We start from the raw sequence: 23,579 nt of genomic DNA, 5'->3' as shown, positions 1-23,579 counted from the left end.
CGAAGCCCGGCGCCACGACTCCGCCACGAGTCGACTGCGCTCCGCTCCGACCTCATGGTCACCTGGGGGCGTAGGGACCGGGCGGTATCAGGGCGGGGTCGTCGGTGTCGATGTCGACCCAGCCGATCTCGGGGCGCGGGGCCGCCTCGACGGTCCCGCCGAGGGCAGTGGTCCGGTCGGGCCGGCGGTGGGTGTCGATTTCCGCTTTCAGCAGCGCGAAGAAGCTCTCGGCCGCGGCATTGCCGTAGCACGAGCCGGTTCGTCCCATGCTCTGCCGCAGCCCAGCCGGCGTACTTCCCGACGGAGTTGGTCAGCGGGGCACTTCGTTCCGTGGTCCGAGTGCACGATGCAGCCGGGCTTGTACGGCGGGAAGTCGTGCGGCAGGTACTCCCACGGGATCCCGGTGCGGTTGACCTAAAGGATCGCGTTCACGATCTCTCGCAGATCGTGAACGCGAGCTGCCGTTCCGGGTCCGGTTCGTCTCGCCCGCCAGGCATTGAAGACCGGTTCGATCAAGGCCCAGCGGGCGTCGGACGCGTCACTGCGGTATGGACGACGAGCACTCACGCCTCATCCAACGACCGCCAACACCACCAGTCACAAAACCATCCCAGAACACCAACTACCTAGATCAGATGCCCTCTTATGCAGCCACCCGCGAACCCGTCGCCTCGCAAGTCTGAAGGCTTTACAGGGCGACAATCGTTCCCTGGCAAGCGCGGTGTATGCGAACTCGGCTCGAAGGGCATGGTCACACCCTCGTATGTCACACCGTGCGCTGCATAACGGTTCACCAGGCCGAGACCGAGTCCTGGCCGAGCTGAGCAGCCCGCAAGCTCCGCCTGCCCTCGAACTGCAAAGTGAATGCACTCGCTCGTACGAGGGTTCCCGCGACGTGAACACGGCCTCCGTCTGATCCTGTGCTCCGACCAAGGAGGCACTTGACCCGTACGAACGCCGTGCGGGAATGAGCTGCTGCATCACGATGGCCGCTGGAAGACCGCCCTGCCTTCGACATCACCTTCAACAGCCGACTCAGCGCAGCACGCCACTGACCTCAACAAGCCTGGTCACACCGTTGATTGGACAGTCCCGCTCACGGCGGTGACCCGCAGCATCGACGACATTGCTCCCGGGTACAGGCACCGACGCCGAAGCGGGACTGGGACACCTCGAACGAGTACGGCACGAGCCCCCGACCACCACCACGGCGGCCGCGACGAATCGCCCGAGCCACCGGATGCCGACCCACCGCCCGGACCATCCCCACGGCCACGAGTCCAGGACGACCGCTCGGGAGGCGCGTACCTTGCGCAACGAGCCGGGCGGGCGCTCACTGCACGGGGTCATCCTGACCCACGTCGCTCCGGCCCTGGGCTGGCGCTGAGCACGGCGGGAGGTCATGCACGGAAAGAGGTGAGCCCGCCGCCCCCACACCCCTGATCCGTCGACTCCGCCGGAACCCACCACGAGGAAAACGACGTCGCTGGCGGCGTCGGAGAGGGTTCTCTTGGTCGGCGCCGGCGCGCTCATGCTTCCGGAAGTCGTCGTGGGCGCAGGCGAGGCCATCGGCTTCCCCCAAGGTCTTCTCGCGACCGGCGCCGAGATGTTGCCGCCAGGCGATTCTGGGGCAGCTGTATGAGGGCTCGATGTTGGTGACGATCTCGCGGAGGCGTGCTGCTTCCGGCTTTCCGACGGCGCCACGAAAAACACGGCACTCACGGAAGAGGCACCGCCTTCATACCCTTCCTGCCGAACGTGTGGCCGCCGACGATCTCCAGGCCGTGGTCAGCGAGGCACTGCGCAACATTGCCCTGGACTGGCGCTACCTCCACCCCGATCTCCCCCGTATGCACCACTGAGCTTCCACGGGCGCAGGCAAGGCACACAGCAACAGGGGGCTGGCCTGTGCAGCACTTTGCGTTCAGGCACATGCAGAGCTGCTCAAACTCGGGGAGGTCGTCGTGGCTGAAGGCGGCCGGCCAGCGTCTGGGCGAACTCCCTGATCTCCTGGGCGTCGCGTCGAGGACGCGGTGGGAGGGCCTCTGCGGTGAGAGGGGACCAGCTCGGGGCACGGACGCACGATCTCGTACAGCTGGCGATACCGATCGGGCGAGTACGCGGACAATCAACCCCCGCCGTCTTGAGGTCGCCTCGCTCCACCCATGGCTCCCATGTCACGGCCCTTCCGCCAGCCCCTGTACCGCCCGCCAGCGCGGGGCGCCGTCATCAGGGATGTCCGGAGACGCAAAATGGAACGGCACACCAAGGTGACTGGCCAGCGCCCGGCCGGCCTTGGCGGCGGCATCGCCTGCGGGAACGCCGTCCGAGCGGTGGTAGACAGTGGCCGGGTGCCCCTCCCCGTCCGGGCCGTCCAAGACCGCTACCAGGAGCACGAACCAGTCGTGCACCGTCTCGCCATCCCACAGCGCCTCCACCGCCGTCACACGGCCCGGGAGAGCCGCGGCGCAGGCTGCGAGTGAGGGGAGGTCGATCGGATCCGGCATGTGCGCTGCACTCGATCGCCAAGGGCCTCATACCGCGCGTGCACCACTCCCTCGGCCTCGTGCAGGCCCACCCCCAGCGGACGCAGTGCCTTCCAGACGGAACTGACCGCCGCCAGTCGGCGATCGCGCAGCACGTCAGCATCGACCTCTCGGCGGCTCCGTTCCTCCAACTAGGTCCATCAGCCGCTCACTGGGCCACCGGCCGACATTTCAGGGCGTGCCTCATAGGCCCGAACGTACGCCAGAGCACGGCGTACGACCCAGCTGCTTTTGATGCTGCTGTCCCATCGCGCGAACATCGCGCGCCCGTCTCGAAGGCTGGACACCTCCCGAAATCGGTGTCGATGCGCTGTGCACACTCACGAACGAAGCCATGGCCGCAATCGGCTGCAACGACGATCCTGCCCTGCGCCTACCGGGACTGACCGTTCGCGTTGTCCTCGATGAGTTCCTGGGTACGGCGTAGCAGGGCCTGCCGGACAGTGTCCGGTGAGCGGACTCGCAGGGGTGTGATCAGGCTGAGGAGGTACCTGGCGAGCCCGTCCGCGTCGGGACCACCGATCTCGACGATCGTGGTGTCGGGGCTTTCGGAACGGTGGGGGCCGACCGTCGACGGGATCAGCCGACAGGGCTTGGTGCCGCGCGGCGGCGGCGATCGTCTCGCCGACCACCCGCGCCGAACCCCTGTCCCGGAGGGCAGCCGATCACTCCCACTGCGGTCCCAGAACCTCGGCGAGCACCCCGTGGAGCCCTGGCATGCCGTACCGGTGCCAAGGGCCCGCGCCTGACCTGGAACCCGGTCTACGCGCACGGCACCGAGCGGGGCGTGGGGAATGCCGCCGACCACCGAGTGGGCCTGCCGATCGCTGCTGGGCCTCGGCCAGACCTAGCACCTCGAACTCCGCCCTGTCCGACACGTTCAAGGATCCGAAGAAGAAACTGCCCGACCTGTGGGGGCTGCACGAGACGGAGGAGTTGTACTGGCTGATCGAGGTCAAGGGTGGCAGCCGCAGCGCCCTCCTGAGGCGATCCGCTCTTCTCCCGCACTGCCGAGGGGTCGCGCTGTCGATCGACGTCCGCCTGTCCCGCACCGAGGGTGCGCAGCCTCCATGCGACTCAGCCTCGACGGCGTGCCGGTACAGAGCGGCGACGACCACGGAACGACTGCGAAGGAACAGCGGTCGTCGACTGCCACCGTGTCACCGTGCGGCCCGCTGGTGTGGGCGTAGCGGCCCCGGGTGTTATTGAATGAGGTTTGCGGTCATGAATCCCGGGACTCTGTCGCCCGGGTTCTGGTACGGCTCCGACGTGGTGCCGGGGTCGGCGAGCAAGCTGAGAGAGTCGCATGGACTCCACCCCACCCCCCTCGTCTGCGTCACCGTTCGACATGGTCAGCAGCGCTTTGGGGCAGTACATGCCAGTCGACGGAGCGGCAGCGGCCGCCGGTTCCGCCGACCCACAGGGGGACAACGCCGCCCGCCGAGACGTATCCGACAACCCGACCCCCGCCGGTCAGGAGCAAATCCTCGGCGCGGTCAATCTGGACCGGGATCTGAGAATCACCCGCTCCAATCTGGACGCCCCGGTCTTCGCGGGGGTAGAGGCCGTGGCCGGGAGCCCTTTCGTCGATCTCCTGCCTCCCTGGGACGTACCGACGGTCACCCGTCGCCTGCGGCAGGTCCTCGAGACCGGTGAGCCGCACGTCGCCCGGGTCCAGCGCCTGCGACGCGGCGACGGGTCGGAGCTGGTGGTCTCGATGAGCATCCTGGCCGCCGCGGCGCCTCAGGAGGGCCTGACCGTCTCCCTGATCGCCATGGCCAGGAGGCTGCACCTGTACGCCGCCGAGACCGCGATCGGCACCTCGTTGGACATCGGCGAGACCGCGCAGTCGCTGGCGGAGTCCCTGCTGGCCTGGGGTGACGCGACCGCCGTCGACCTCGACTTCGCCGTGTGGACGGGTGAGGCGGTCACCGAGCAGCCGCAGGGGCGCCTCCGGCTGCGGCGGGCAGCCCTGGTGCCGGACCGGGCGTGGCCCGACGGCTACGTGACCCCGGGCGACGATCTTCCCGGCGATGCGAGTCGACTGTTGTCGCAAGCCATACGGCGAGACGATGCCGCGCAGGCCATCGTCATACCCGACCGCAAAGCGATCGAACGGGTGCTCGACAGTCCTCGGCTGGTACGTGCCCTGGTGCCCGGCGACCAGGCGTCGGCCGTGGTGTGCATACCGCTGGTCCTGGACGGCACGCCGCCCGTCGTCCTGGGTGTCGCGGAGGTCTGGCGGCGGGCGGACCGCCCCTTCGCGGACAGCGACCTGTTCGACCTGCAGGAACTGGTGGCCAGGACCTCCCACCACGTGGATCTGGCCCGTCAGCACCAGCGCGAGCACACGCAGGTACTGGCCTTGCAGCGCCGACTGCTGCCACGGTCCAGCGGCGACACCATCCAGACGGCCAGCGTCTACCAGCCCGCCACCCCCGACAGTGCGGGTGTCGGCGGCGACTGGGTGAACAGCTTTCCGCTGCCGGACGGCCGTACCGCGCTGGTGGTCGGAGATGTCGTCGGGCACGGGCTGGGCGCCGCGGCGACCATGGGACAGCTGAGCATGGAGGCCCGCGCGCTGCTGTCAGCGGGGCTGGCGCCCGACGAGGTGCTGGAGCACTTGGACGAGACCGTGTCGCTGCTGGACGACGCGGATTCGGGGCTGGCGGCCGGTTACAGCGCCCTCGGGTCGACCTGCTGCATCGCCGTGTACGACCCCGTCAGCCACCACGTGGCGGTGGCCAGCGCCGGCCATCTCCCCCCGGTCCTGGTACCCCTGGGCGGACCTGCCAGCCCGGTCGCGATACGCCCCCACCCCGGACTGGGCGCCGAGTTCGCGCTGCGGGAGCCGTACGACGTGCACGCGTTCCGTGCGCCCCCGGGCTCGCTGCTCGCCCTCTACACCGACGGCCTGGTGGAGGATCCCGCCCTGTCGATCGACGAGGGCATCGACAGGCTGACGGACGCCATGTCCTCGGTGCACCCGTGGGACGCCCTGGACCATGCCGCGCGGCGCGTCGTCTCGGCGGTGGCGCCCACGCGTCGGCGCGACGACGTGACTCTGCTGATCGCCCGCATGATCGGTTACCGCAAGGAGGACACCGCGACGTGGCGTCTGCCCGCCCGCGGAGACGCGGCCGCCCGGGCCCGCACACTGGTCTCCGAGCTGCTGGGCACGTGGAGCGCCAGAGAGCACACCAGGGACAGCGTGCTGCTGGTGGTCGACGAGCTGGTCGCCAACGCGGTCCGCTTCGCCGGCGGACCCATCACGGTACGGCTGATCAGGACCGGTCACGGGCTGCTGTGCGAGGTGGGCGACACCGGCAACGGCAGGCCGCGGCTGGGTCCGGGCGGGCTCCTCGACGACGCCGGCCGTGGCCTGCACGTGGTGCATGGGCTCACCACCCGGTGGGGGGTGCGGTGGACGGACACCGGAAAGGTGGTGTGGGCTTCGGTCGAGGGGTGACGGGGTGCCGGCTGGGCAGTGATGAGGCGTCAGCGGGCTGATGGCGAGGCTCCGGCCGGATGGTGACGGGGCGCCGACCGGGCGGCGCGGGAGCTGTTCGCCAGGCGGCGGCACCGGCGTTACGAGGGGCACGAGTCCGCGCTACAGCCACTCCCCTTCCAGGGCGGTGGCCGTGAGGCCTGGGGCAGCCGCGTACAGGACGGCACGGCTGCCCGCCTTCTGCCCGGCGTCGTATGCCCTCCGCATGATGTCGAACACGGCGGCCCCTCCGCGGTTGCCGCTGGTGTAGCTGTCCCGGCTGTAGCGCAGGAGCCCCGACGGCCACCCGTCGGGCATCGTCTGCTCCATGTACTCCAGCACACGCGTCCCGCCAGGGTGGGCGAGCAGAACGTCGGGGTGCCAGGAGCCGGGGTCGTCCGAGTATCGGAGGCGCAACCACTCCCACATCGCGGTGACCGTCTCCTGCACGGCGCGCGGCCCGCGCCGGTCCATCACGAAGTGGGTGCCGTCCTCCCGTGTCTCCAGGCGGTGCAGGTCCTGGGTGCCGGGCAGAGTGTGGTGCCAGGCGGTGTCCAGCCGCAGCGTCGACTCGGGCCTCGGGCGGCCCGTGACCACCGTGGCGACCGCAGTGTCCGCGAACAGCAACCGGACGATCAGGGATTCCAGAGTGTCGTCCATGGGCTGGTAGGTCGTGCTCAGTGCCTCCGCGATCACGACAAGCACCACCCGGTCGGGGTCCGCGGCCACGAGATCCGCCGCCAGCGCCAGGGAGCGGGTCCCGGCTATGCACGCCCACTGCGTGGCCGGCAGCAGCAGCACGTCGCGCCGGAGCGGGAGTCTGTTGGCGAGGGAGACGTCCAGCCCCGGCAGCGCCGGGGTGGTGGAGTGACTGGTGATCAGACAGTCGACGTCCGCGGCGTCCAGCCCGGCGATCTGCAGGGCCCCGCGCGCCGCACGCTCACCGTAGGACTGCACCGCCGACCAGGCCGGCGCAGTGCGTTCCTGGACGGTCTGCGGCGCGGGTATCGCCTCAAGGGCAGCGATCACGCGATCCACGTCCTGTTCGGTGAACCCGTCACCGGCCAGCGCCTCTCGGGCCGACCCGATGCCGGCGGCCGGCAGGCCGCTTCCGCTGCCGGGCGCGACGGCGGCCTCCAACGGCAGCATCCAGCCACGGGTTTCGATGCCCGTACTGGCCGCGATGCCGTCGATCCGCGGCGCCCACGTCGCGTTCGGGTGCCGACCGCGCACTTCGTCCACAATCTGACTGGTCCGCACGGCGTGCTTGCCGTGTATCACGGCAGGCGGGCACAGGTAAGCGGTCATGATTGGCGCCTTTCTACAGAGAACAAGACGAATGGTCACGGACGCTGTGCCATAGATCACTTGTGAGCTATTCACCCAAGTCCATGGCAGTGCGCTCCGGTTAGGGACTCCATGTCCGTTTCGAGCATGGATGCCAGAGGGGCGTTTGCGCTGTGATCTGGGCAACTTGGGAGGTTCTGCGATGCGTGACACGGCGCACACTGCCGCAGAGGGGCCGACGCGGTGCCGCGCGGCCTGACATGCCACCGTTGGACCTCGCCATCACCGCCACCGCGGCTCACCACGGCCTGGCTGTCCTCCACGACGAGGAGCCGGTGGTGCCGATCCGTAGAGCCCCACACCCATAGGCGCGGTGTCCCGGGTCCTGAAACGCGGTTGTACGACTTCGTCGAACCCAGGGTGCCCCTGGTACGGAACGCGAGGAGCGGGCGAGAAGTACGTCGAATTCACGGGCCGGGGAAGAGCCCCGACAGCGGTCGCGGTCCCAACCGGACCTGCGCGAGCCCGCCCGCGACCTGCCGACCGGCATCGGCGACCTGGTGCGCAGGACACGGCGAACAACCTGTACCGGTACTACGGCCCCGGCAACGGCACGTTCGGCGCCCGGGCGAAGGTCTTCTCCAACTGGGGCGGCTCCTACAACGTGATCGTCGGCGTCGGCGACATCACCGGCGACGGGAAGGCCGACCTGGTCTCGCGGGACAGCGCGGGCAACATCTGGCGCAACAATGGCGACGGCCAGGGATCGTTCGGGGCGCGCACGCGCATCGCCACCGGCCGGCAGGGCTACAAGGGCCTCTTCCAGGGATCGTCTTCGAAAACCGGATCTTTCCCAGAACAGGAATGACGCGAGGTTGACCGCCGCTTCGTAGGAAGTGGCGGTTTTCTCGTACTGGTGGCGATGCCGCAGGAGCCCCAGGATGTGCGCGCCGTCCTGGAGGGGGGACCGCGACGCTGCCCGCGACGTGTTCTGGCGGCTGCGCCTCACCCAGCCGCAGATCACCCGGGTCTGTGCCGACCGCGGGCTATGCCGGCGATCATCGAGGTCGGCGGTCGCACTTCAGTACATGAGAATCATTCACCAAAGCGTGCAACCGTATGACCCTCACATATGTCTCATACTGTGACCACCAGTCCCCGACGTCTCATAGGGGGGCGTCATGTACACCCGCCATCGCCTCATGGCCGTCACCGCGAGCGCACTCCTGCTGGCCGGCACCGCGGCGTCGGCCTCTGCCGCCGCCACGTCCCCGGCACCGTCCACGAGTCTGACCGTCAACGCCAGGATCGCCGGTCACTGCTCCTTCGACCGGGTCGTCATCGATGTGAAGGGCAAACTGCCGCCGACCACCGTCACGCGTGTCAAGGAACTCCGCTACGACAGCTCGGGGAAGAAGGTCCCGCTGGCCGGGAAGCACTTCCTGGAGATCAAGCTCTCCCCAGCCGCAGCCCACAACAACGCGGGCAGGAACGTCTACAAAGGCCCGCGCCTGATCAAGCTGAGCCTGCCGAAACTCAAGGGCTTCGCACTGACCGGCGACTTCGAGGGCGTCGTCACCTTCGGGGCCGCGTTCGACAGCAAGCCCTCCTACACGACGAAGCAGCTGCACCGCCCCGAGCGCTTCGTCCTCGACATCGCCCACCCCAACACCTGCCGTTCCTCGCACTGAGGTGCCTTGACGGCGCCTCGTCGACCGCGGTACGCAGTTCTTCTTTTTGGTCCTTGGTCTTGTCTGAGGCGAATGCCGCGCGGGCCTGGCTCGGATCCGTGTAGCGGTGACCGTGTTGGCGCATGCACGCTGCCCATTGCCGCGTGGATTCGCGGAACTGTGGATCGGCGAAGACGTTGGCCCGGCGGATCGACGCGAGCGAGTTGGTTACCGCCTTGGCCCACAACCATTTTCCGAGGCCGCCGTAGAGCTTTCCCTCCGTCTCCGCCAGGCAGCCGTCGGTACTGCGCCCTGTGGTGGCGCCGGTGGGCAGGCGCACCTCCAGTCCTGCGGTTTTTCCGCTGTAGGCGTCGACCGCCTGCGTCCTGCGGTGCGGCGACAGACTTTGCAGGTAACGGCGGTTAGGGCCACCGTCTTCCAGAGCGAACCCCGCTCGCTGCGCGGCCTCACGAAAGCAACGTGGATGCGGCTTGACCAGCCCCATCTCGGCCGAGCAGAAGACCCCCGATCCGACAGGTCCGCCAGTCCGTGAAATGCCAGGTCGTCGTGCAGCCGGGCAGTCGCGTTGGAGGGAGCACGACAAGGGCCCCAGCACCTCTGGACTTCTTCTGATGACCACGCCGCCCACGTCGCAGACGACAGTGTCCAAGGCACCCGGTTTCACGGAGTCGGGCCCTCCCTTCGGCTGGGCTGCCGCCCAGCACGCTCGGGTCATCGGTACGGGGGAACGGCCATCGGCGGTCCGTGGCCTGCCCTGACTGGGGGGCCTGTCCCGACTGAGCTGCTTACTGCCAGTAGGAGACGTCGGGAAGCTGTGGCCTGGGTAGGGAGCGCGCTGTGGCGGATTGGAGAGGCTCCGTGGCCCGTTGTGGTGCGCTGTGGGCGCGCCACACAACGGTCGGTTCGGCGAGGCCCTTCACCAGGGCGGGCGCCACGTCGACGCGGAAGCCGTCCACACCCCGGTCGGACCAGAAGCGCAGGGTGGTGCGGAAGTCAGCGCGGACCTCCTCGTGCTCCCAGTCCGGGTCCTTCGGGGACACGCGTACGCCCCGGCCGTCGTGGACGGCCGGGGCGTACGCGTGTCCCCCCGTGGGTCAGCAGTTGCGGATGGACCAGACCGGCGTCCAGTCGTAGCTGTACACGGTGTTGTCGGGCGTGAACTGCTTGAGCACGTTGCCACTCTGACCGTAGAAGTACGAGGTGACCCCGCCGGTCTGCGAGTCGACGTAGTAGCCGCTGCCGTTCCAGTACGCCAGCGAGTACCGGGCGCAGTTGTAGAGGAAGAAGACCTTCCAGTCACCTGTCGTGGGGTCCCACGCTGCGGTGCAGAGGCTGCCGCTGGTGCAGCTGACCGTGCTGCCGCTGGCCACGTGGACGACCCTGCTGGCGGCCGGCGAGGTGGTCGGCGAGTTCGCCGCGGCGGACCTGGGCGTCACCCCGGCCGGTGCCGCGGGCAGCACCAGCACGTGGCCGCCCTTGGCTTCGGCCTGCTGCGGAGCGGCCTGGGCCGGCCCCGCGACGAACAGGGCCGCCAGCGCCACCGCGAGCGCGCCGAGGAGCCCGATGATGGATCGTTTGTCGCGCATTCTGTCTTCAACCCCCTGTGAAAAACGGCGACTTGGGCCACACCAGGCTGTCCGCGTCCGCCGTTGCCCCACCACACGTTTAAGCCGTGGCTTCAGGGTTGGCTGTCGCCCTTCCTGCCGGTGATCCGGCACGTGAAGGACACCGCCCTGCCCGCCAGAGGCGACGACTCCTGCTTCCGGCGGCCCCCGCTAGACGGACGGCCCGGGCCGGGCTTCGAGCAGGGCGATGCCGGCCGGGGTAATGGTGTGGACGACGTACTTGCTGTGGCGGACGCTGAGCAGCAGGCCGGCCCGGCGCAGTACGGCGGTGTGCTGGCTGGCGGCGGCGCCGGAGATGCCGAACCGCGCGGCGAGTTCGCCGGTGGTCCGGCCGGTGACGACGTCCTCCAGGATCGCGGCCCGGGTCCGGCCGAGGAGCGCGCCCAGCTCCGTACCGTGCGGGCTGCCGCCTCTCACCCAGTCCGGGGTGTGCTCGATCGGGTAGACCAGCACCGGCGTCCAGTCGGGCGCGGGAAAGGCCAGGGTGATGGGTCTGCGGGTGCAGAAGAAGGAGGGTTGCAGCACCACCCCCCGCCCCTGCAGGCGGACTTCGCGGTCGACGGGATAGTCGGCCTCCAGCACCGGCGGACGCCAGCGCAGCACGGGACCGAAGCTCGCCAGCAGCCCGTCGGTGCCGCCCGCCAGCACGGCACGGGCGCGGGCGGCCCGGTCTGCGTCGACCTGGGCGCGGATCTGCGGCCAGAACGGGGCGATGGCCCGCCGGTGGTGGCCATGCAGGGCGGTGCCCAGCCGGCGCAGTGCCTCGGGTTCGCCGTCGGCGAGCGACCGGGCCAGGTCCGGTAACGGGCGACGCCGGTGCGGAGAGGCGGCGAGCAGCGCGAGGTCGCGGCGCAGGGCGGTGTGGGACGTGCCGAGCACGGTGTCGAGGGCGGCGGCCAGTTCGCGGCCGTTGCCCGGGGTGGGTGTGAGGAAGTCCGGGAAGTAGCCGCGCCCGGGGAGCAGTCCGGCCAGCAGCCGGTCCGCCGGGCCGCCGAGGCGGGGCCGCACCAGCTGCCGCCACGGCCCGAACGACAGGGCGTCACCGCCCTCGAACAGGGCCTGGAAACTGTTGACGATCTCCCAGAGGTGGTCCGGTCCGGCGGCGACGCGCACACGCGCGATGTCGTCGGGCGTGAAGTGCACGCGCAACATGGGGAGTTCACTCCGATGGTGGTCGGTCATCGGGGGTGGTGGTGAGGGCGATGGTTCGGGATTGCCCCATGAGCGTCACCCGTCCCGTTGGATGCGGACAAGGGTGTTTTCAGTTGGCTTGGGGCCGCCCGCAGGCGACGGTTTCCAGGTACAGCTTCACGTACCGCGCCACGTCCACGTCCAACGCCACGTCCGTCGGCGGCATCGTCGTCCCCGGCCCGGCCGGGGGCGGCGGGCCGGTGCGCGAGCAGTTCCCCGGCGAGCCTGGCCCCCGGTTCCGCGCTCGCGCGCAGCCGCCGTACCTCCTCCCACGGCACCACGACCCGCTGGAAGACCGTCCAGGCCGTACATGGTGATCTGCACTGCGGCGGTGAGCGGGACGGCGGCCGCCTCGAGGTCGTGCCAGACGTTGAACTCGGCGACCGGGGTCGCGTTGCCGGTGGCGACCGCGCCGCCCATCAACACGATCCGCTCGATGTTCCGGGTCACCTCCGGGTGGGTGCGCAGCAGCAGGGCGATGTTGGTGAGCGGGGCGGTGGGGACGAGGGTGACCGGGCGGGGGATTCCGTCCGTCCCGTGCACATGCCGCGTCGACCGCGCCGCCTCGATCAACGGCCGCTCGGCGCCCCGGGCGAGGGGTATGTCCCCGGCTCCGGCCCGCTCCAGCACGACACGATCACCCACGCGCGGGGGTGGACCGCTCACGGTGTATGCCCGCCGGTCGGGTGGGGCTGTCGCCGGAGCGCGTGATCTTCGGCCTGTTCGGCCACCTGCTGATCACCGGGTTCGTGGAGCGCAGGCCGCTGGGCGTGCTGGTCGGTCTCCTGATAGCGGCGATCTGGGGCACGTCGATCCTGGTGGGCCTGGCGCCCACGTAGTCGGGGATCAGCCGGCAGGGCCACCTGCTGGGCCTGGTGGCAGGAGTGGCGGCGGCGTTCGTCTTCCGGCGCCGGGCGGCCTCGGTGGGGCGCGCGTCGTGGGGCCGCGGACAGGGGTGCCGCCACGCGCCGAGGCGGCGGCAAGGATGCGGCGCCGCCTCGGCGGCGGGGAGTGCTGCGCGGTGCGTCAGCAGGCGTATTTGTTCGTCCCTGCCCAGTAGTTGAGCTGTCCCCAGGTGATGGGCCCGATGATCCCGTCGTCGTTGATGCCCACACAGCGCTGGAACCTGACGACTGCAGCCCGGGTGTTCGAGCCGAAATAGCCGTCCACCGTGAGGTTGTCGCCGCTCATGGCCCAGTTCAGCTCGCACTGCGTCTGCTTCACCGCGACCTTGTAGGTGCTGGGCGCGTAGGAGAGCTGGGGCTCGCTGGAGGTGTACTCGCAGTAGCCGGGGATGATCGCGGCCTGGGCGGGTGCCGCGGTGGCCAGCGGCAGCGCGCCGGCGACACCCACAGTCGCGAGAGCGGCCACCATCAGCGAGACGATTCGCTTACGGATCACTTGTTTCCCCCTGTAGAGATACCTGCGGTGGGACCGGAGCACTCCCGCTTGCGCCGCGGGCGGGTGCTCGGCTGGAACCACTGTCGGGCCGGGTGCCGCCCTGGGAGCCTTGCTGCCCTTCCTCCTCGGCCCCGGTCGCACCGCGCTCGTCCGCCGGGCATCTGCCCGCCCATGACGCTCCCGAGCACCCACGCGCGTACCTTCTGGGGCTTCAGAAGGTCAACGACACCTCGCCTGCCAACGCCGGCGCAACGGGACAGTGTTCACACCGCTCGCGAGAGCGGCGGCCCTCCAACCCGACGCACCGTACGGGCAAGTGCCCGGACTTCTCCCGGACGCCGGGCCTCAGGGCTGGGCACCATGGGTCGGAGAGGCGGGGAGCCGTACGCACAGGCGACGCTCCGGTGCGTCGCGCACAACGGAAAACACGGAGCGTACGAAGGTCGTGGGGCGGCACCTGAGAAGCGGCCCAGGCAGTTCCTCCGGATTCACTCCTGACACACTGTCGCCCTCGGGACATCGGCAAGGCGACGGAACAGGTGGGGCGGGGTGCGCTCGCAGGACACGCAGGAACCCGCCGGACATCGCCGTCGTCATGGCGGCGCGGGCCGGGGACCGGCAGGCTTCGGAACAGCGGATACGGGACTGTCTGCCGTTGGTCTACAACATCGTCGGGCGGGCGCTGAACGGGCACAGCGATGTCGACGACGTGGTCCAGGAGACGATGATGCGGGTCCTGGACGGGTTGCCCGGACTGGAGCAACCGGATCGGTTCCGGTCCTGGCTCGTCGCCATCATCGTGCGGCAGATCCGTGACCGGTGGCGCAGAGGGCGCACTGGGCTCACTGTGGAATCCCTGGAGGAGAACGCCCAGGAACCGATCCCGTCGCGCTACCGGGCGATCACCGAGGTGCTGCGCAGCCACCTCAACGCCAGCCCCTACATGGAGTTCTACGTCCTGGAAGCGCTCTACCTGATGGGAGCGGCCGGCGTCGCCGAGGAGCGCATGCGTAACCGCTACGCCGCCCGGGTGGCTGACCCCACCTGCTACACGCTGCGGGAGATATGGAACAAGTCAGGGCACTGACAATCACGTCTGGAACGGCGGCCCGCTGTACGCCATGTCCGCGTACGCAGCCGGCGTGCGCCCCACCAAGCCCGGCTGGACCACGTACGACGTCGTCCCGCAAACCGGTACGTTCACGCGGATCAACACGGTGACACCGACCGTCAAGAGCGACATCAGCGTGGGCATCACCCGCGACGGCTCCCAGGCGACACTGACCCTCACCTCCCCGAGCGGAAACGACGGCACGAGTGGGTGTGCCGACCTATGGCGGCTCCTCACCAGTCATCAAGGCGAACGGCACCACCGTCTTCACGGGCGGCGGCGCAACCGGGAGCGTCTCCGGCCTCGCTTACGCGAGCAAGGACTCCTCGTCCAGGACCAGGAGGGAGAAGCGCTACCAGCGCATCATGGCCGCAAAGTCCTCTACGCCCGCGAGTTCACCAGTGAGGACGCCCGGTCAGCCGCGATCACAGTGCGGAACATCCACTACGACTACCACCGGCCGCATAGTGCTGCCGCCGGAAAGCCGCCGGCAGCACGCCTCCGCGAGAGCGTCACCAACGTCGAGCCCTCATACACCCCGTGCTCACCTGGGCGCGATCCGGGTCAGGCTTCCTCCGCAGGGCCGTCCACGGGCCAGTCCTCGGACGGCTCGTCCGTCAGACGGCCCCCGAGGGGCCTGGTGACCACGAGACGGCGCACCTCGTAGGACATTTCGAGAGTCTCGGGTTCGGGTGGGGGGTGGTAACGGCCCGCGCACACCGACAGGTTGACGATGAGGTAGGCCTGCCAGCCAGAGCCCACGCCCCGTCCGTCGGCGAAGATCCGCTCGCCGTCGAGGGTCCACACCACACTGCGCCGTCCGAAGGTCACGCCCAGATCGAGGACGGCCCCCGGACGCACCGCGTCGTGACGGATGTAACTCTGGCCCTGCCCCACATGGTTGGTCAGCTCCAGAAGGTCAGGGTTGTCGGGGTGGTACTCAAAGACGTCGACCTCGTTGCCGCCGTCCCGCCAGGTCCAGATGGCAGGCCAGGCACCCAGCTCGGTAGGCAGCCGTACCGTAGTTTCCAGGTGGTCCCCGGTGCGCACCATGAACCCCTCGGCGCTTCCCTCGGTGGTCAGTAGTCCGGCGTCCCACAGGCCGTCCGCCCTGCGCCGGGCCCTGAACGTACCCAGCCGGGAGTAGGCGGAGTCCGCCGTGAGGTGATCGAGTTTGTTGTCGCCGGGGTTGGTGGGCCCTCCGTCCGGATAGGCCCAGGACCGGCCCGCAACCCACTGGCGGTCCGAGGAGAAATCGGCGCTGAACGCGACAGCACTCACATGCGCTCTCCTTGCTGTCAGAAACGACCCCGCCCCCATTGCATCTCCTGACCCGCCCCCCGCCATGCGCCATCCGCCCACACACGACGCGCAATTCAGCCTCCCGGGTGACGAACCGCTGTGGGCGCGGCCGGTCACGCCAGGGCCAGATCCAGCGCCGTCCACTGCGCGCCCAACCGGCGCGGCGTTCCCCGTCACAGCGTCCGCAGCTGTCGCGTGCCCTGCCGCGCCTGACCGGGGTGTCGGCCACCGGAACGGCAGCTGGACGCGGGCACGCCACGAGCCGAGGTGCAGGGCGGCACCGAATCAGCCGACCCGGAGCGCAAGAAGCGCGCCGGGGTGAACAACAAAAACGATGGCCCAAGGCGCTCCCGCTCGACTCTGCGGCGAACGCCGCCCCGGACCCGCTGGGTTCCGGGTCCGTGCCACCGTGCGCTGACCCGGCTACGGCCCGCTGCACCTCACGCTGCGTAGAGCATGGGGGCCTGTCCGCCCGCGAGTTCCTCGTCGGTGGTGGTGACGCCCACCAGGTGGGAGCCACCGCTCGATCCGGCTGACGTGTTGCAGGTCTCACCCCGCAGCAGAGGGGCCTTGGGACCGGGGTGGCTCGTGCCGGCGCAGTGGATCATGCGTGATACCACGTCTGCCACGGTCCGCGAGGTCCTTCACGAGGCGGTCAAGGGCAGCTCGGACGACAAGAGCACGTTGTCGTAGCCGGTCCGAGGCGGCGATACCGAGCAGGGACGCGACCTTGCCGTCGCCGGCTTCGAACGCCAGGGCGCCCGCACCCCGTTGGCCACCATTCGCCGGGTTCTCGACGCTGATCCTGGCGCTTCCGGTGTCGGTCCTCTTCCGGGTCACGGCCCGTCCACGCCTTGGCGTCCGCCTGGGCGGCGCCGTCAGGCGGTGCTCGGCCTCAGCGGCCGGGACCTTGAACGCCTTCGTGCCGATGAGCGGGGCGGCGTTCGAAGTGCGGGAGCCTGCCGTGCATTCTTCGGGCTCGTGGGAGACGCCGGAAGTTCTAGGGGGCCGGCCGCGGCGCCGACACCACCGGGTTCACATCGCGGCGATGCCCTCCATGCCGGATTCGGCGAACGCGGACAGCCCGTCGGCCGTGGTGGTGACCTTGGTGAGGGATCCGTTCTTCTCGACGCGGAAACCGTCGACCGTTCCGGAGGTGGCGTTCTGGACGTAGACGAACTTGGCGTCCTTGGTCACGGCGATGTCGATCACACCCTGCGATTTCGAGGAGGGCGGGGTGGCGAGGCCGACCTCGTTGGTCAGGGCGAGCCGTCCGTGCTTGTCCATGCGGTACCCGGCGACGGTGGAGTTGCCGGTGTTGCCGCCGTAGAAGAAGTCTCCCGCGCGCTCCAGCCAGCACAGAACCTCCTGGCCGTTCGCGAGCGGCTGCTGGAGGACCTTCAACCTGCCGTTGTGGTGGACCTGGTAGACGGTCACCGTGGACTTCTCGGCCTCGGCGACCAGCATCCGGTTGCCGGTCCTGTCGAAGCTGATCGCGAACGGCACGTTGCCGGCGGACTTGTTGACGACCGGCTCGGCGACGGCCGGCAGGCCGTTCTTCTTCAACGGGAAGACCTCGACGGTGTTGTTCCCCTTGGTGGTGACCACCACGTTGCGGCCGTCCGGGGTGATCTCGACCTCGCCGGGCGAGGTGTCGAACCGCGGTACGTCCTTGTTGGCCAACCCCAGGGATCGGAAGGACCCTCCCATCGGAACGAGCCCCTTGCCGGTGATCCGGAAGCCCTGGACGCTGCCCTTGCCGCCGGCGTTCATGACGTACGCGACCTTGCCGCGCACCGCGACGCTGGACGGGAACTCGCCGCCGGTGTCGACAACTCGACGGTGCTTCAGTTTCGTTCCCTCGACGCGGAAGGAGGTCAGCGTGCCGCTGCCCGCGTTGACCGCCAGCAGCATCCCGGAGGCGTCGTCGTAGACGAGGGAGCCCTGGGAGGCGAGGGAGTCGGTGGGGGCGTCGACCTGGTCGCCGCCCTTGCCTCCCGTGGCGTAGCTGACGGCGGGTTTCAGCTTGCCCTGGCCGTCCCGTGCGAAGACGTGGATGGTGTTGCCGTTCAGCTCGTTGCCCTGCACGAACACGGCATGGTCGGCTGCGGCTCCGGACGCACCGTACTGGCTCGCCGAGGCCAGGGACACGGCCACGGTCGCCGCCGCCACGGTGGCGAGGGCACTGCCGCCGATCACGACGCGCCGCGTCCTGGACTTCGCCCGGTGACCACGACGTGCTCCGTCCCACTGGCGGCCCGGGCGGTGCTCACTTCGCTCGCCGTACCTACTCATGTCCCGCTCCTTTGATTCCTCGTGGGGTTCGTGCGTCCGCGTGGTGGTCGTGGACGGGACAAGAGTGGTCGGTGGTGGCAGGGAGGTGTGAGGGGAACGGGGGCCACGTCAGACTCTCGTAAGCAGTTCGCCGGGCGATCAGGGGCCGTCACTGTACAAAGGCGCTCGGACGTACCGGAACGGGCAGGAACCGAGTGGGATCGAAGCATGAAACCGCGTGTCTCTCCGCCGGTGTTCAAGGGCAGGTTGCATGACGCCCGCATGGCGACCTCGATCGGCCGTTGGCTGCGGCCGGCGTTCACCCTGTGCTTCGTCACCGGGCTTGTCAGCCACTTCCTGCAGCATCCGCCGGGCTGGATGGTCGACCACATCCCGAGTCGCCCGTCGTGGGGTTACCGGGTCACACAGGGTCTGCACGTCGCTTCCGGCATCGTCGCGATTCCGCGTCTGCTCGCCAAGTTGTGGACGGTGTATTCACGGTTGTTCGAGTGGCGCCGCTGCGTTCGGCGCGGTACGCGCTGGAACGGCTGTCGGTCGCCATGCTGGTGGCCGGGGCCGTGTTCGAGCTGGCGACCGGGCTGCTGAACACGATCCAGTGGTACCCGTGGCCGTTCTCCTTCGTACCGGTGCACTACGCGGTGGCGTGGCTGGTGACCGGGGCCCTGGTGGTGCGCATCGCGGTCAAGGCCCCGGAGATCCGAGCGCATCGGAGCCGGCGGTCCCCCGGGACGCTCGCCCTGCCGGCCCCGGACGGCGCCGACCGGCGGTCGTTGCTGACGGCGGTGGGCGCGGCCGTCGGAGCCGTCACCCTCACCACGGTGGGTCAGTCCGTCACCCCGCTGAGGGACCTCATCCTGCTCGCGCCGCGCCGCGCCATCCCGACCACGGCCCGCAGGCCCTGCCCGTCAACCGGACCGCCGCGGCGGCCGGGGTCGGCCGGGTCGCCGATGAGCAGTACCGCCTGGTGGTGGCCGGTCCGCGGCCGCACACCCTCACGTTGGACGAGCTGCGCACCCTGCCGCAGCACTAGGTGGAACTGCCGATCGCCTGTGTGGAGGGTTGGAGCAGGTCGGCGCACTGGACGGGCGTACGGGTGGTGGGTCTGCTGGAGCTGTCGGGGGCGCCGGTGGACGCGCGAGTGCGGGTGGTGTCGTTGCAACTGCGCGGTGGCTACCGGGTGTCGGAGCTGGGGCGTGAGCACGCCCGCGACCCGCTGACCCTGCTCGCGCTGCGTCTCAACGGAGATGGCTCTCCCTCACCCTCGCCGGCACCGCCCTCTACCTCGCCGGCCGACTCCTGCCCGGCTTCCCCCTCCAGGCGTGGACGTACGGTGCGGCCGCCCTGGCCGTCACGGCCGGTGCCTGTCTGCGTTCCCGTCCGGTGCGGGAACGGCTGAAGCGTCGGGAGCGACCGCGTTCACCTGGAACCCCTTGACGTGGGGCGGGTGTTGGATGGTGCTCCGGTCGGCGGGTTGTGCCGCGCTCGATCGCCGCACACCCCCCGCCGGTCACCGGTGTTCCGGGTTGTCCGCTCCCGGGCGGCAGCCCGCGTCCCACTGCGAGCGCTGGTTGCCGTACGCGGGGACACCGCCCGCTCGCTTGAGCAGGGCGGCGAGATGCATGAGGTTCCAGGTCATGAAGCTGGTGTTGCGGTTGGTGAACTCGTTCTCCGGTCCGCCCGATCCCGCATCGAGGTACGACGGTCCTGGGCCGGCCGGGCCGATCCAGCCGGCGTCGGCCTGGGGCGGGATCGTGTAGCCCAGGTGCTGGAGGCTGTAGAGGACGTTCATCGCGCAGTGCTTCACACCGTCCTCGTTGCCGGTGATCAGGCAGCCGCCGACGCGACCGTAATAGGCGTACTGTCCCTGCGAGTTGAGGAGGCTGGAGCAGGCGTAGAGGCGCTCGATCACCTTCTTCGTCACCGAGCTGTTGTCGCCGAGCCAGATCGGACCGGCGACGACCAGGATGTCCGCGGCCATCACACGCTCGTAGAGGGCGGGCCACTCGTCGGTGGCGAAGCCGTGTTCGGTCATGTCCGGGTAGACGCCGGGGGCGATGTCGTGGTCGACAGCGCGGATCTCGGACACGGTGATCCCGCACGTCCTCATGATCTCCGCGCTCTTGTCGATCAAACCCTGAGTGTGGCTCAGCTGCGGAGACGGCTTGAGGGTGCAGTTGATGTAAAGAGCTGTGAGGTCGTCGAAGCGGGGCGGGGTGGTGGCAGAGAGTGCTGTCATAGGGGCAGCGTCCCGCACCGTTTCCGTTTTGTCCCGCTCCGGCGCGGCCCACACGTCTTACGGACTCATGACGTACGAGCGCGGCCCGCCAAACCCTGGCGCCGACGGGAGGCCAGCGCCGGTCGCTGACGAGCCCGACCAGTGCGGAGGCCGTCTGGCCTCGGTCAGACGCTTGGCGACGAAGTGAAGCCGAGGATGTGTGAGGGTGGGGCGGCGCCGTCTGGCAACGTCAGCGGCGGTGGACTGGGCTGAGCCGGGGAAGTACGGGGATCTGTGATGCGCCAAGTGCTGTACAGCGAGCGGTCGTGGAATCCGCTGGCGCGGACCGTGGAGTTGACCGAGGACGGGCTGCGGGTGGGCAGCTGGACCATGCCGCCGAGCGAGCTGAACCTCGGTGCCATGGCCGAGGCTTTCCAGCGTGGGTGCTGGCTCGGGGGCGGCGGGACCGAACGGCCGCTGCAGTTGTTGGCGGAGGGGGCCGGGGTCGTCCCGGTGACCCGGGTCACCGGGACCGCCAGGCCGGTGCGGGTGCGGCAAGCCGCGCAGTTCGCCGGCGAGCTGGGCGCGATGGCGGGCCCCAGCAGGTGGCCGCCCTGGCAGCCCGCGCCCAGGCCGAGGGGGTACCGCTGTGGATCGCGCGGCGGCACACGCCGGGGCCCGCCGGGCCGGTCACCGTCGCCCTCGACCGGCGTCTGGGACGCGTGGACGTATGAGGACCACACGCACCCGTCGTACGAATCCGGGCGCCGCACGGTTTCCAGCCCGACGCCGCCGACCCGTCCAAGGGCCTGCAGCTGGCCGTCGGCGATGTTCCGGCGCAGCTCAGCTTCAAGAAGAAGATGCGCAAGTCCAAGAGTTCCGTGGAGGTGCGGCTGCCCGAGCGGCACTGGGTGCTGCGGCGGGAGAGTGCGTTCACTTCGTGGCTGCTGTGCGGCGAGCGGCCGGTCGCCCTGCTGACGTGTCCCCCGCGCCACCCGGTGCCGACGCCGGGCACGCTGCTTCGGCCGCTGGCCGAAGTGCCGTACGAGAGCACCGACCCGCTGGATGCCGTCATGGCACACGTCTTCGCTAGCGCGAACGAACAGGCCTGGCCCGTCGGGACCTTGTCGAACCGGGCCGTGCAGCGCACGTCGACGTCGCTGATCTCGTCGTCGCGCAGGCTGGCGTGCCGGTGTACCCGGCGGTCGCGAGGTCGATGATTCCGGTGCCCGGCGCCACCGAGTAGTCGGTCCTGAAGGTTTCGGAGGTGACCCACTTGCCGCCGCCCGGAGAGGTGCCCCAGTACACCCGGTCCTCCTCGTCCAGCGCCGGGTGGCAGGGTCCGTTGGAAGTCGTCCACGAAGGGCCGCTTGTTCTCCGCGAACGTCCGCTGCGGGCAGGCAGTACGACGGTGCGTGCCCCGTGCGTGAGCAGCGCGACACGCTTGCCGCTGGAGGTGACCTCGGTGCGGGCCGGGACGCCGGAGAGCACGGTCATGGTGAGCGGGGTGCTCAGGGCCACCGGGGTGAAGTGCGCGGCGCCGAGCGGCTCCATGGTCACCCACGAACGGGCCGTGGACAGGCCCCCCGGTCCCGGGAAGGCCGGCACGTCCGCGGCCGCGACGGCTCGGGCCGGGGCGGCGGCCAGACCGGTGAGCGGAGCGGTGGCGGTGGCCGCGAACGCGGCGAGGAGTCTTCGTCGAGATGTGTCAGACAGGTGTTTGATGATCCGTCGTCGCCCACCGACACGTCAGGGCGCCCACCGACTTGGCCCGGCGCCAGAGGAGAAGCTGGGAGAGCCCCCACCAGTGCGGAGGAGCCCCAGCCGACGCACGGCTGGAGCTCCTCGACGCGATGAGTACCGGTCGACGGTCAGCGTTGCAGGGTGAGAACGCCCGGCCGCCACGGCAGCTGGTCGTAGGGACCGCTCGCGCTCGGGGACTTGCCCTGGTAGAGGAACTGCAGGTTGCAGGGGTCGATGGTCTTGGTCTGGTCGGGGTTGCTGCGGACCAGGTCACCGTGGCTGATGTCGTTGGTCCAGGTGGCACCGCTGTTGGCCTTGCCCGCGAAGGGGTTGGACTCGGTGGCGGCCTGCGGGGTCCATGAACCGCTCAGGCTGGAGGCCGTGAACGAGCGGAAGAAACGCTGCTCATTCGCACCCCGAGCCTCGACGATCATCAGGTACTGGTTCTGGCCCTGGACCTTGTAGACCTCCGGCGCCTCGAACAGGTTCTTCACCGTGTCACTCATGACCGTCGTGTACGACGAGCCGAAGTTGCCCGGGAAGTTCCCGATCGGCATGCTCGCCCGGTAGATCTTGCCGTTGTCACCGGCGAAGAACAGGTACATGTTCTGGTCGTCGGCGATCAGGGTCTGGTCGATCGGGGCGGCGCCGGAGATGCTGCCGGTGAACAGCGGCTGCGGTGCGGACCAGCCGTTGGGGTTGGTGGGGTCGCTCGACGTGCGGTAGATGAAGGGCCAGGCACCCCACTGGTAGGCCAGCACCCAGATGTTCTTGGGTGCGAAGTAGAACAGGGTCGGCGCCACCGCAGCCTGGCTCATGCCGGTCTGGCCGGCCGACGCCATGTCGGACCAGTTCGTGAAGGGCGCGAACCGCATGGAGCCGTACGACGATCCCGACACGTTCGACGCGTAGACCAGGTGCTTGCCGTTGTAGACCACGTTGGTGAAGTCCTTCAGGGAGACCCACCCGTTCGCCGGCTGCGCCAACGCTCCCGTCGACGTCCACCGGTACGAGGACGGCAGAGTGCAGTTGCCACCGCCCGGCGGGGTCGTCCCGGACAGGCCGGTCCACTTCTGGTTGCTGCCGCCGTTGCACGTCCAGATCTCCACCGCCGTGCCGTTGGCCGTACCGGAGCCCGTGACGTCCAGGCACAGTCCGGACTCCACGCCGACGATCGTGCCGTCGGAGTTCACTCGCCACTGCTGGTTCGCACCCCCGCTGCAGGTCCAGATCTGCACGCGCGTACCGGCCGTGGTGGCGTGGCCCGGAACGTCAAGGCACTTGTTGCCGAACACGGTCAGCTGGTTGCTGTCCGTCGCTGTCCACTGCTGGTTGGTTCCGCCCGAGCAGTCCCAGATCTGCAGGTACGTGCCGTCGGTCTGGCTGGAGTTCGGCACATCGAGACACCGGCCGGCGGCGACACCGCGCAAGGCGCCGCTGGAGGCCGCCTGAGCCGGGTTGGCGACGAGCATCGCCGCCAACGCGACCAGGGCCGCGATCGCAGCGGCGAGCACCACGGACACGCGTCCGCGGTCGAAACTACGTCTGCGCATGGGGACCTCGTTGTCCTTGAGTGAGCGGTTCCGGCTGCCCCACACGGAGGCCGGCCGGACGGTCGAGGTGGTGCGGTGCGTAGCGGGTCCGCGGCACTGGATTGACCCTTTGGGACCGGGGTGGCGGCGAAG

At 69.6% G+C, this 23,579-nt stretch carries 16 protein-coding genes and 6 pseudogenes; 7 read left to right on the top strand and 15 right to left on the bottom strand.

The genetic code is table 11. From position 1 onward, the window contains the following. Positions 1 to 58: 58 nt before the first annotated feature. From ACIRP7_RS23225 to ACIRP7_RS23215, 3 genes and pseudogenes are all read right to left on the bottom strand, one after another. The gene (locus ACIRP7_RS23225) at positions 59 to 268 is read right to left on the bottom strand and encodes a hypothetical protein (protein ID WP_403662577.1); all 210 of its coding nucleotides are present in this window, start codon (positions 266 to 268) and stop codon (positions 59 to 61) included. 149 nt (positions 269 to 417) lie between these two features. After that, a pseudogene (locus ACIRP7_RS23220) lies at positions 418 to 567 on the bottom strand (IS5/IS1182 family transposase); the annotation flags it as partial. Between the two features lie 1,610 nt (positions 568 to 2,177). Continuing rightward, positions 2,178 to 2,447 carry a hypothetical protein gene (locus ACIRP7_RS23215; protein WP_403662575.1) on the bottom strand — a complete coding sequence of 90 codons (270 nt, stop codon included), beginning with the start codon at positions 2,445 to 2,447 and terminating at the stop codon, positions 2,178 to 2,180. Positions 2,448 to 3,852: 1,405 nt separating this feature from the next. On the opposite strand from ACIRP7_RS23215, the gene ACIRP7_RS23210 reads away from it, so the two are divergent. After that, positions 3,853 to 6,015: a SpoIIE family protein phosphatase gene (locus ACIRP7_RS23210; RefSeq protein WP_403662572.1), complete on the top strand. Its 2,163-nt coding sequence runs from the start codon at positions 3,853 to 3,855 to the stop codon at positions 6,013 to 6,015. 141 nt (positions 6,016 to 6,156) lie between these two features. Here ACIRP7_RS23210 and ACIRP7_RS23205 read toward each other — a convergent pair whose 3' ends face one another. Continuing rightward, positions 6,157 to 7,341, bottom strand: a complete 1,185-nt coding sequence (locus tag ACIRP7_RS23205) for a type III polyketide synthase (protein WP_403662569.1) — start codon at positions 7,339 to 7,341, stop codon at positions 6,157 to 6,159. A gap of 643 nt (positions 7,342 to 7,984) precedes the next feature. Here ACIRP7_RS23205 and ACIRP7_RS23200 point away from each other — a divergent pair. Both ACIRP7_RS23200 and ACIRP7_RS23195 read left to right on the top strand, forming a co-directional pair. Further along, positions 7,985 to 8,188, top strand: coding sequence for an FG-GAP repeat domain-containing protein (locus ACIRP7_RS23200; protein ID WP_403662566.1), 204 nt, complete (start codon positions 7,985 to 7,987; stop codon positions 8,186 to 8,188). Between the two features lie 313 nt (positions 8,189 to 8,501). Then, positions 8,502 to 9,011, top strand: a complete 510-nt coding sequence (locus ACIRP7_RS23195) for a hypothetical protein (protein WP_403662563.1) — start codon at positions 8,502 to 8,504, stop codon at positions 9,009 to 9,011. A gap of 854 nt (positions 9,012 to 9,865) precedes the next feature. On the opposite strand, the pseudogene ACIRP7_RS23190 reads toward ACIRP7_RS23195, so the two are convergent. The 4 genes and pseudogenes from ACIRP7_RS23190 to ACIRP7_RS23175 all read right to left on the bottom strand — a co-directional run. Continuing rightward, positions 9,866 to 10,048, bottom strand: a pseudogene (locus ACIRP7_RS23190) (alpha-amylase family glycosyl hydrolase); the annotation flags it as partial. A 57-nt stretch (positions 10,049 to 10,105) separates the two neighbouring features. Then, on the bottom strand, positions 10,106 to 10,597 hold the full coding sequence (locus ACIRP7_RS23185; RefSeq protein ID WP_403662560.1) for a hypothetical protein: 492 nt from the start codon (positions 10,595 to 10,597) through the stop codon (positions 10,106 to 10,108). Between the two features lie 189 nt (positions 10,598 to 10,786). Then, positions 10,787 to 11,818: an ArsR/SmtB family transcription factor gene (locus ACIRP7_RS23180; protein WP_403662557.1), complete on the bottom strand. Its 1,032-nt coding sequence runs from the start codon at positions 11,816 to 11,818 to the stop codon at positions 10,787 to 10,789. Then, positions 11,815 to 12,457: pseudogene (locus ACIRP7_RS23175) on the bottom strand (nucleoside hydrolase); the annotation flags it as partial. The pseudogene ACIRP7_RS23175 and the gene ACIRP7_RS23180, both read right to left, overlap by 4 nt. Before the next feature lie 77 nt (positions 12,458 to 12,534). Here ACIRP7_RS23175 and ACIRP7_RS23170 point away from each other — a divergent pair. Beyond that, a pseudogene (locus ACIRP7_RS23170) lies at positions 12,535 to 12,744 on the top strand (rhomboid family intramembrane serine protease); the annotation flags it as partial. Between the two features lie 109 nt (positions 12,745 to 12,853). Here ACIRP7_RS23170 and ACIRP7_RS23165 read toward each other — a convergent pair. Beyond that, entirely contained in the window at positions 12,854 to 13,228 is a 375-nt protein-coding gene (locus ACIRP7_RS23165; protein WP_403662554.1) for a peptidoglycan-binding protein, read from the bottom strand. A 549-nt stretch (positions 13,229 to 13,777) separates the two neighbouring features. Between ACIRP7_RS23165 and ACIRP7_RS23160 the strand changes: the two are divergent. Further along, positions 13,778 to 14,668, top strand: a pseudogene (locus tag ACIRP7_RS23160) (sigma-70 family RNA polymerase sigma factor); the annotation flags it as partial. Positions 14,669 to 14,903: 235 nt separating this feature from the next. Here the strand turns inward: ACIRP7_RS23160 and ACIRP7_RS23155 are convergent. The 3 genes from ACIRP7_RS23155 to ACIRP7_RS23145 form a co-directional block, all read right to left on the bottom strand. Further along, positions 14,904 to 15,659: a beta-glucanase gene (locus ACIRP7_RS23155; protein WP_403662550.1), complete on the bottom strand. Its 756-nt coding sequence runs from the start codon at positions 15,657 to 15,659 to the stop codon at positions 14,904 to 14,906. Between the two features lie 422 nt (positions 15,660 to 16,081). Beyond that, a complete protein-coding gene (locus ACIRP7_RS23150; protein ID WP_403662547.1) occupies positions 16,082 to 16,270 on the bottom strand; it encodes a hypothetical protein in 189 nt (62 codons plus the stop codon). A 406-nt stretch (positions 16,271 to 16,676) separates the two neighbouring features. Further along, positions 16,677 to 17,936: a lactonase family protein gene (locus tag ACIRP7_RS23145; protein WP_403662544.1), complete on the bottom strand. Its 1,260-nt coding sequence runs from the start codon at positions 17,934 to 17,936 to the stop codon at positions 16,677 to 16,679. A gap of 207 nt (positions 17,937 to 18,143) precedes the next feature. Here ACIRP7_RS23145 and ACIRP7_RS23140 point away from each other — a divergent pair. Next, positions 18,144 to 19,182: pseudogene (locus ACIRP7_RS23140) on the top strand (molybdopterin-dependent oxidoreductase); the annotation flags it as partial. 261 nt (positions 19,183 to 19,443) lie between these two features. On the opposite strand, the gene ACIRP7_RS23135 reads toward ACIRP7_RS23140, so the two are convergent. Continuing rightward, on the bottom strand, positions 19,444 to 20,172 hold the full coding sequence (locus ACIRP7_RS23135; protein ID WP_403662541.1) for a flavodoxin family protein: 729 nt from the start codon (positions 20,170 to 20,172) through the stop codon (positions 19,444 to 19,446). Between the two features lie 584 nt (positions 20,173 to 20,756). Here ACIRP7_RS23135 and ACIRP7_RS23130 point away from each other — a divergent pair. Beyond that, positions 20,757 to 20,885 carry a hypothetical protein gene (locus tag ACIRP7_RS23130; protein ID WP_403662538.1) on the top strand — a complete coding sequence of 43 codons (129 nt, stop codon included), beginning with the start codon at positions 20,757 to 20,759 and terminating at the stop codon, positions 20,883 to 20,885. A 355-nt stretch (positions 20,886 to 21,240) separates the two neighbouring features. On the opposite strand, the gene ACIRP7_RS23125 is transcribed toward ACIRP7_RS23130, so the two are convergent. Beyond that, entirely contained in the window at positions 21,241 to 21,711 is a 471-nt protein-coding gene (locus ACIRP7_RS23125) for a hypothetical protein (RefSeq protein ID WP_403662535.1), read from the bottom strand. A gap of 311 nt (positions 21,712 to 22,022) precedes the next feature. Continuing rightward, positions 22,023 to 23,447: a non-reducing end alpha-L-arabinofuranosidase family hydrolase gene (locus ACIRP7_RS23120; protein WP_403662532.1), complete on the bottom strand. Its 1,425-nt coding sequence runs from the start codon at positions 23,445 to 23,447 to the stop codon at positions 22,023 to 22,025. Between the last annotated feature and the right edge of the window lie 132 nt (positions 23,448 to 23,579).

This window comes from Streptomyces sp. NPDC102270 (assembly GCF_044766405.1).
Taxonomy (GTDB): domain Bacteria; phylum Actinomycetota; class Actinomycetes; order Streptomycetales; family Streptomycetaceae; genus Streptomyces.
The sequence above is the reverse complement of the archived record's forward strand: the minus strand, read 5'-3'. Positions and strand labels throughout refer to the sequence as shown.

Excerpts from the sequence above, each read along its gene's own strand:
- ACIRP7_RS23225 (WP_403662577.1), bottom strand. The coding sequence starts at position 268 with ATGGGACGAACCGGCTCGTGCTACGGCAATGCCGCGGCCGAGAGCTTC.
- ACIRP7_RS23210 (WP_403662572.1), top strand. The coding sequence starts at position 3,853 with ATGGACTCCACCCCACCCCCCTCGTCTGCGTCACCGTTCGACATGGTC.
- ACIRP7_RS23205 (WP_403662569.1), bottom strand. The coding sequence starts at position 7,341 with ATGACCGCTTACCTGTGCCCGCCTGCCGTGATACACGGCAAGCACGCC.
- ACIRP7_RS23195 (WP_403662563.1), top strand. The coding sequence starts at position 8,502 with ATGTACACCCGCCATCGCCTCATGGCCGTCACCGCGAGCGCACTCCTG.
- ACIRP7_RS23185 (WP_403662560.1), bottom strand. The coding sequence starts at position 10,597 with ATGCGCGACAAACGATCCATCATCGGGCTCCTCGGCGCGCTCGCGGTG.
- ACIRP7_RS23180 (WP_403662557.1), bottom strand. The coding sequence starts at position 11,818 with ATGACCGACCACCATCGGAGTGAACTCCCCATGTTGCGCGTGCACTTC.
- ACIRP7_RS23155 (WP_403662550.1), bottom strand. The coding sequence starts at position 15,659 with ATGGGGGCGGGGTCGTTTCTGACAGCAAGGAGAGCGCATGTGAGTGCT.
- ACIRP7_RS23145 (WP_403662544.1), bottom strand. The coding sequence starts at position 17,936 with ATGAGTAGGTACGGCGAGCGAAGTGAGCACCGCCCGGGCCGCCAGTGG.
- ACIRP7_RS23135 (WP_403662541.1), bottom strand. The coding sequence starts at position 20,172 with ATGACAGCACTCTCTGCCACCACCCCGCCCCGCTTCGACGACCTCACA.
- ACIRP7_RS23120 (WP_403662532.1), bottom strand. The coding sequence starts at position 23,447 with ATGCGCAGACGTAGTTTCGACCGCGGACGCGTGTCCGTGGTGCTCGCC.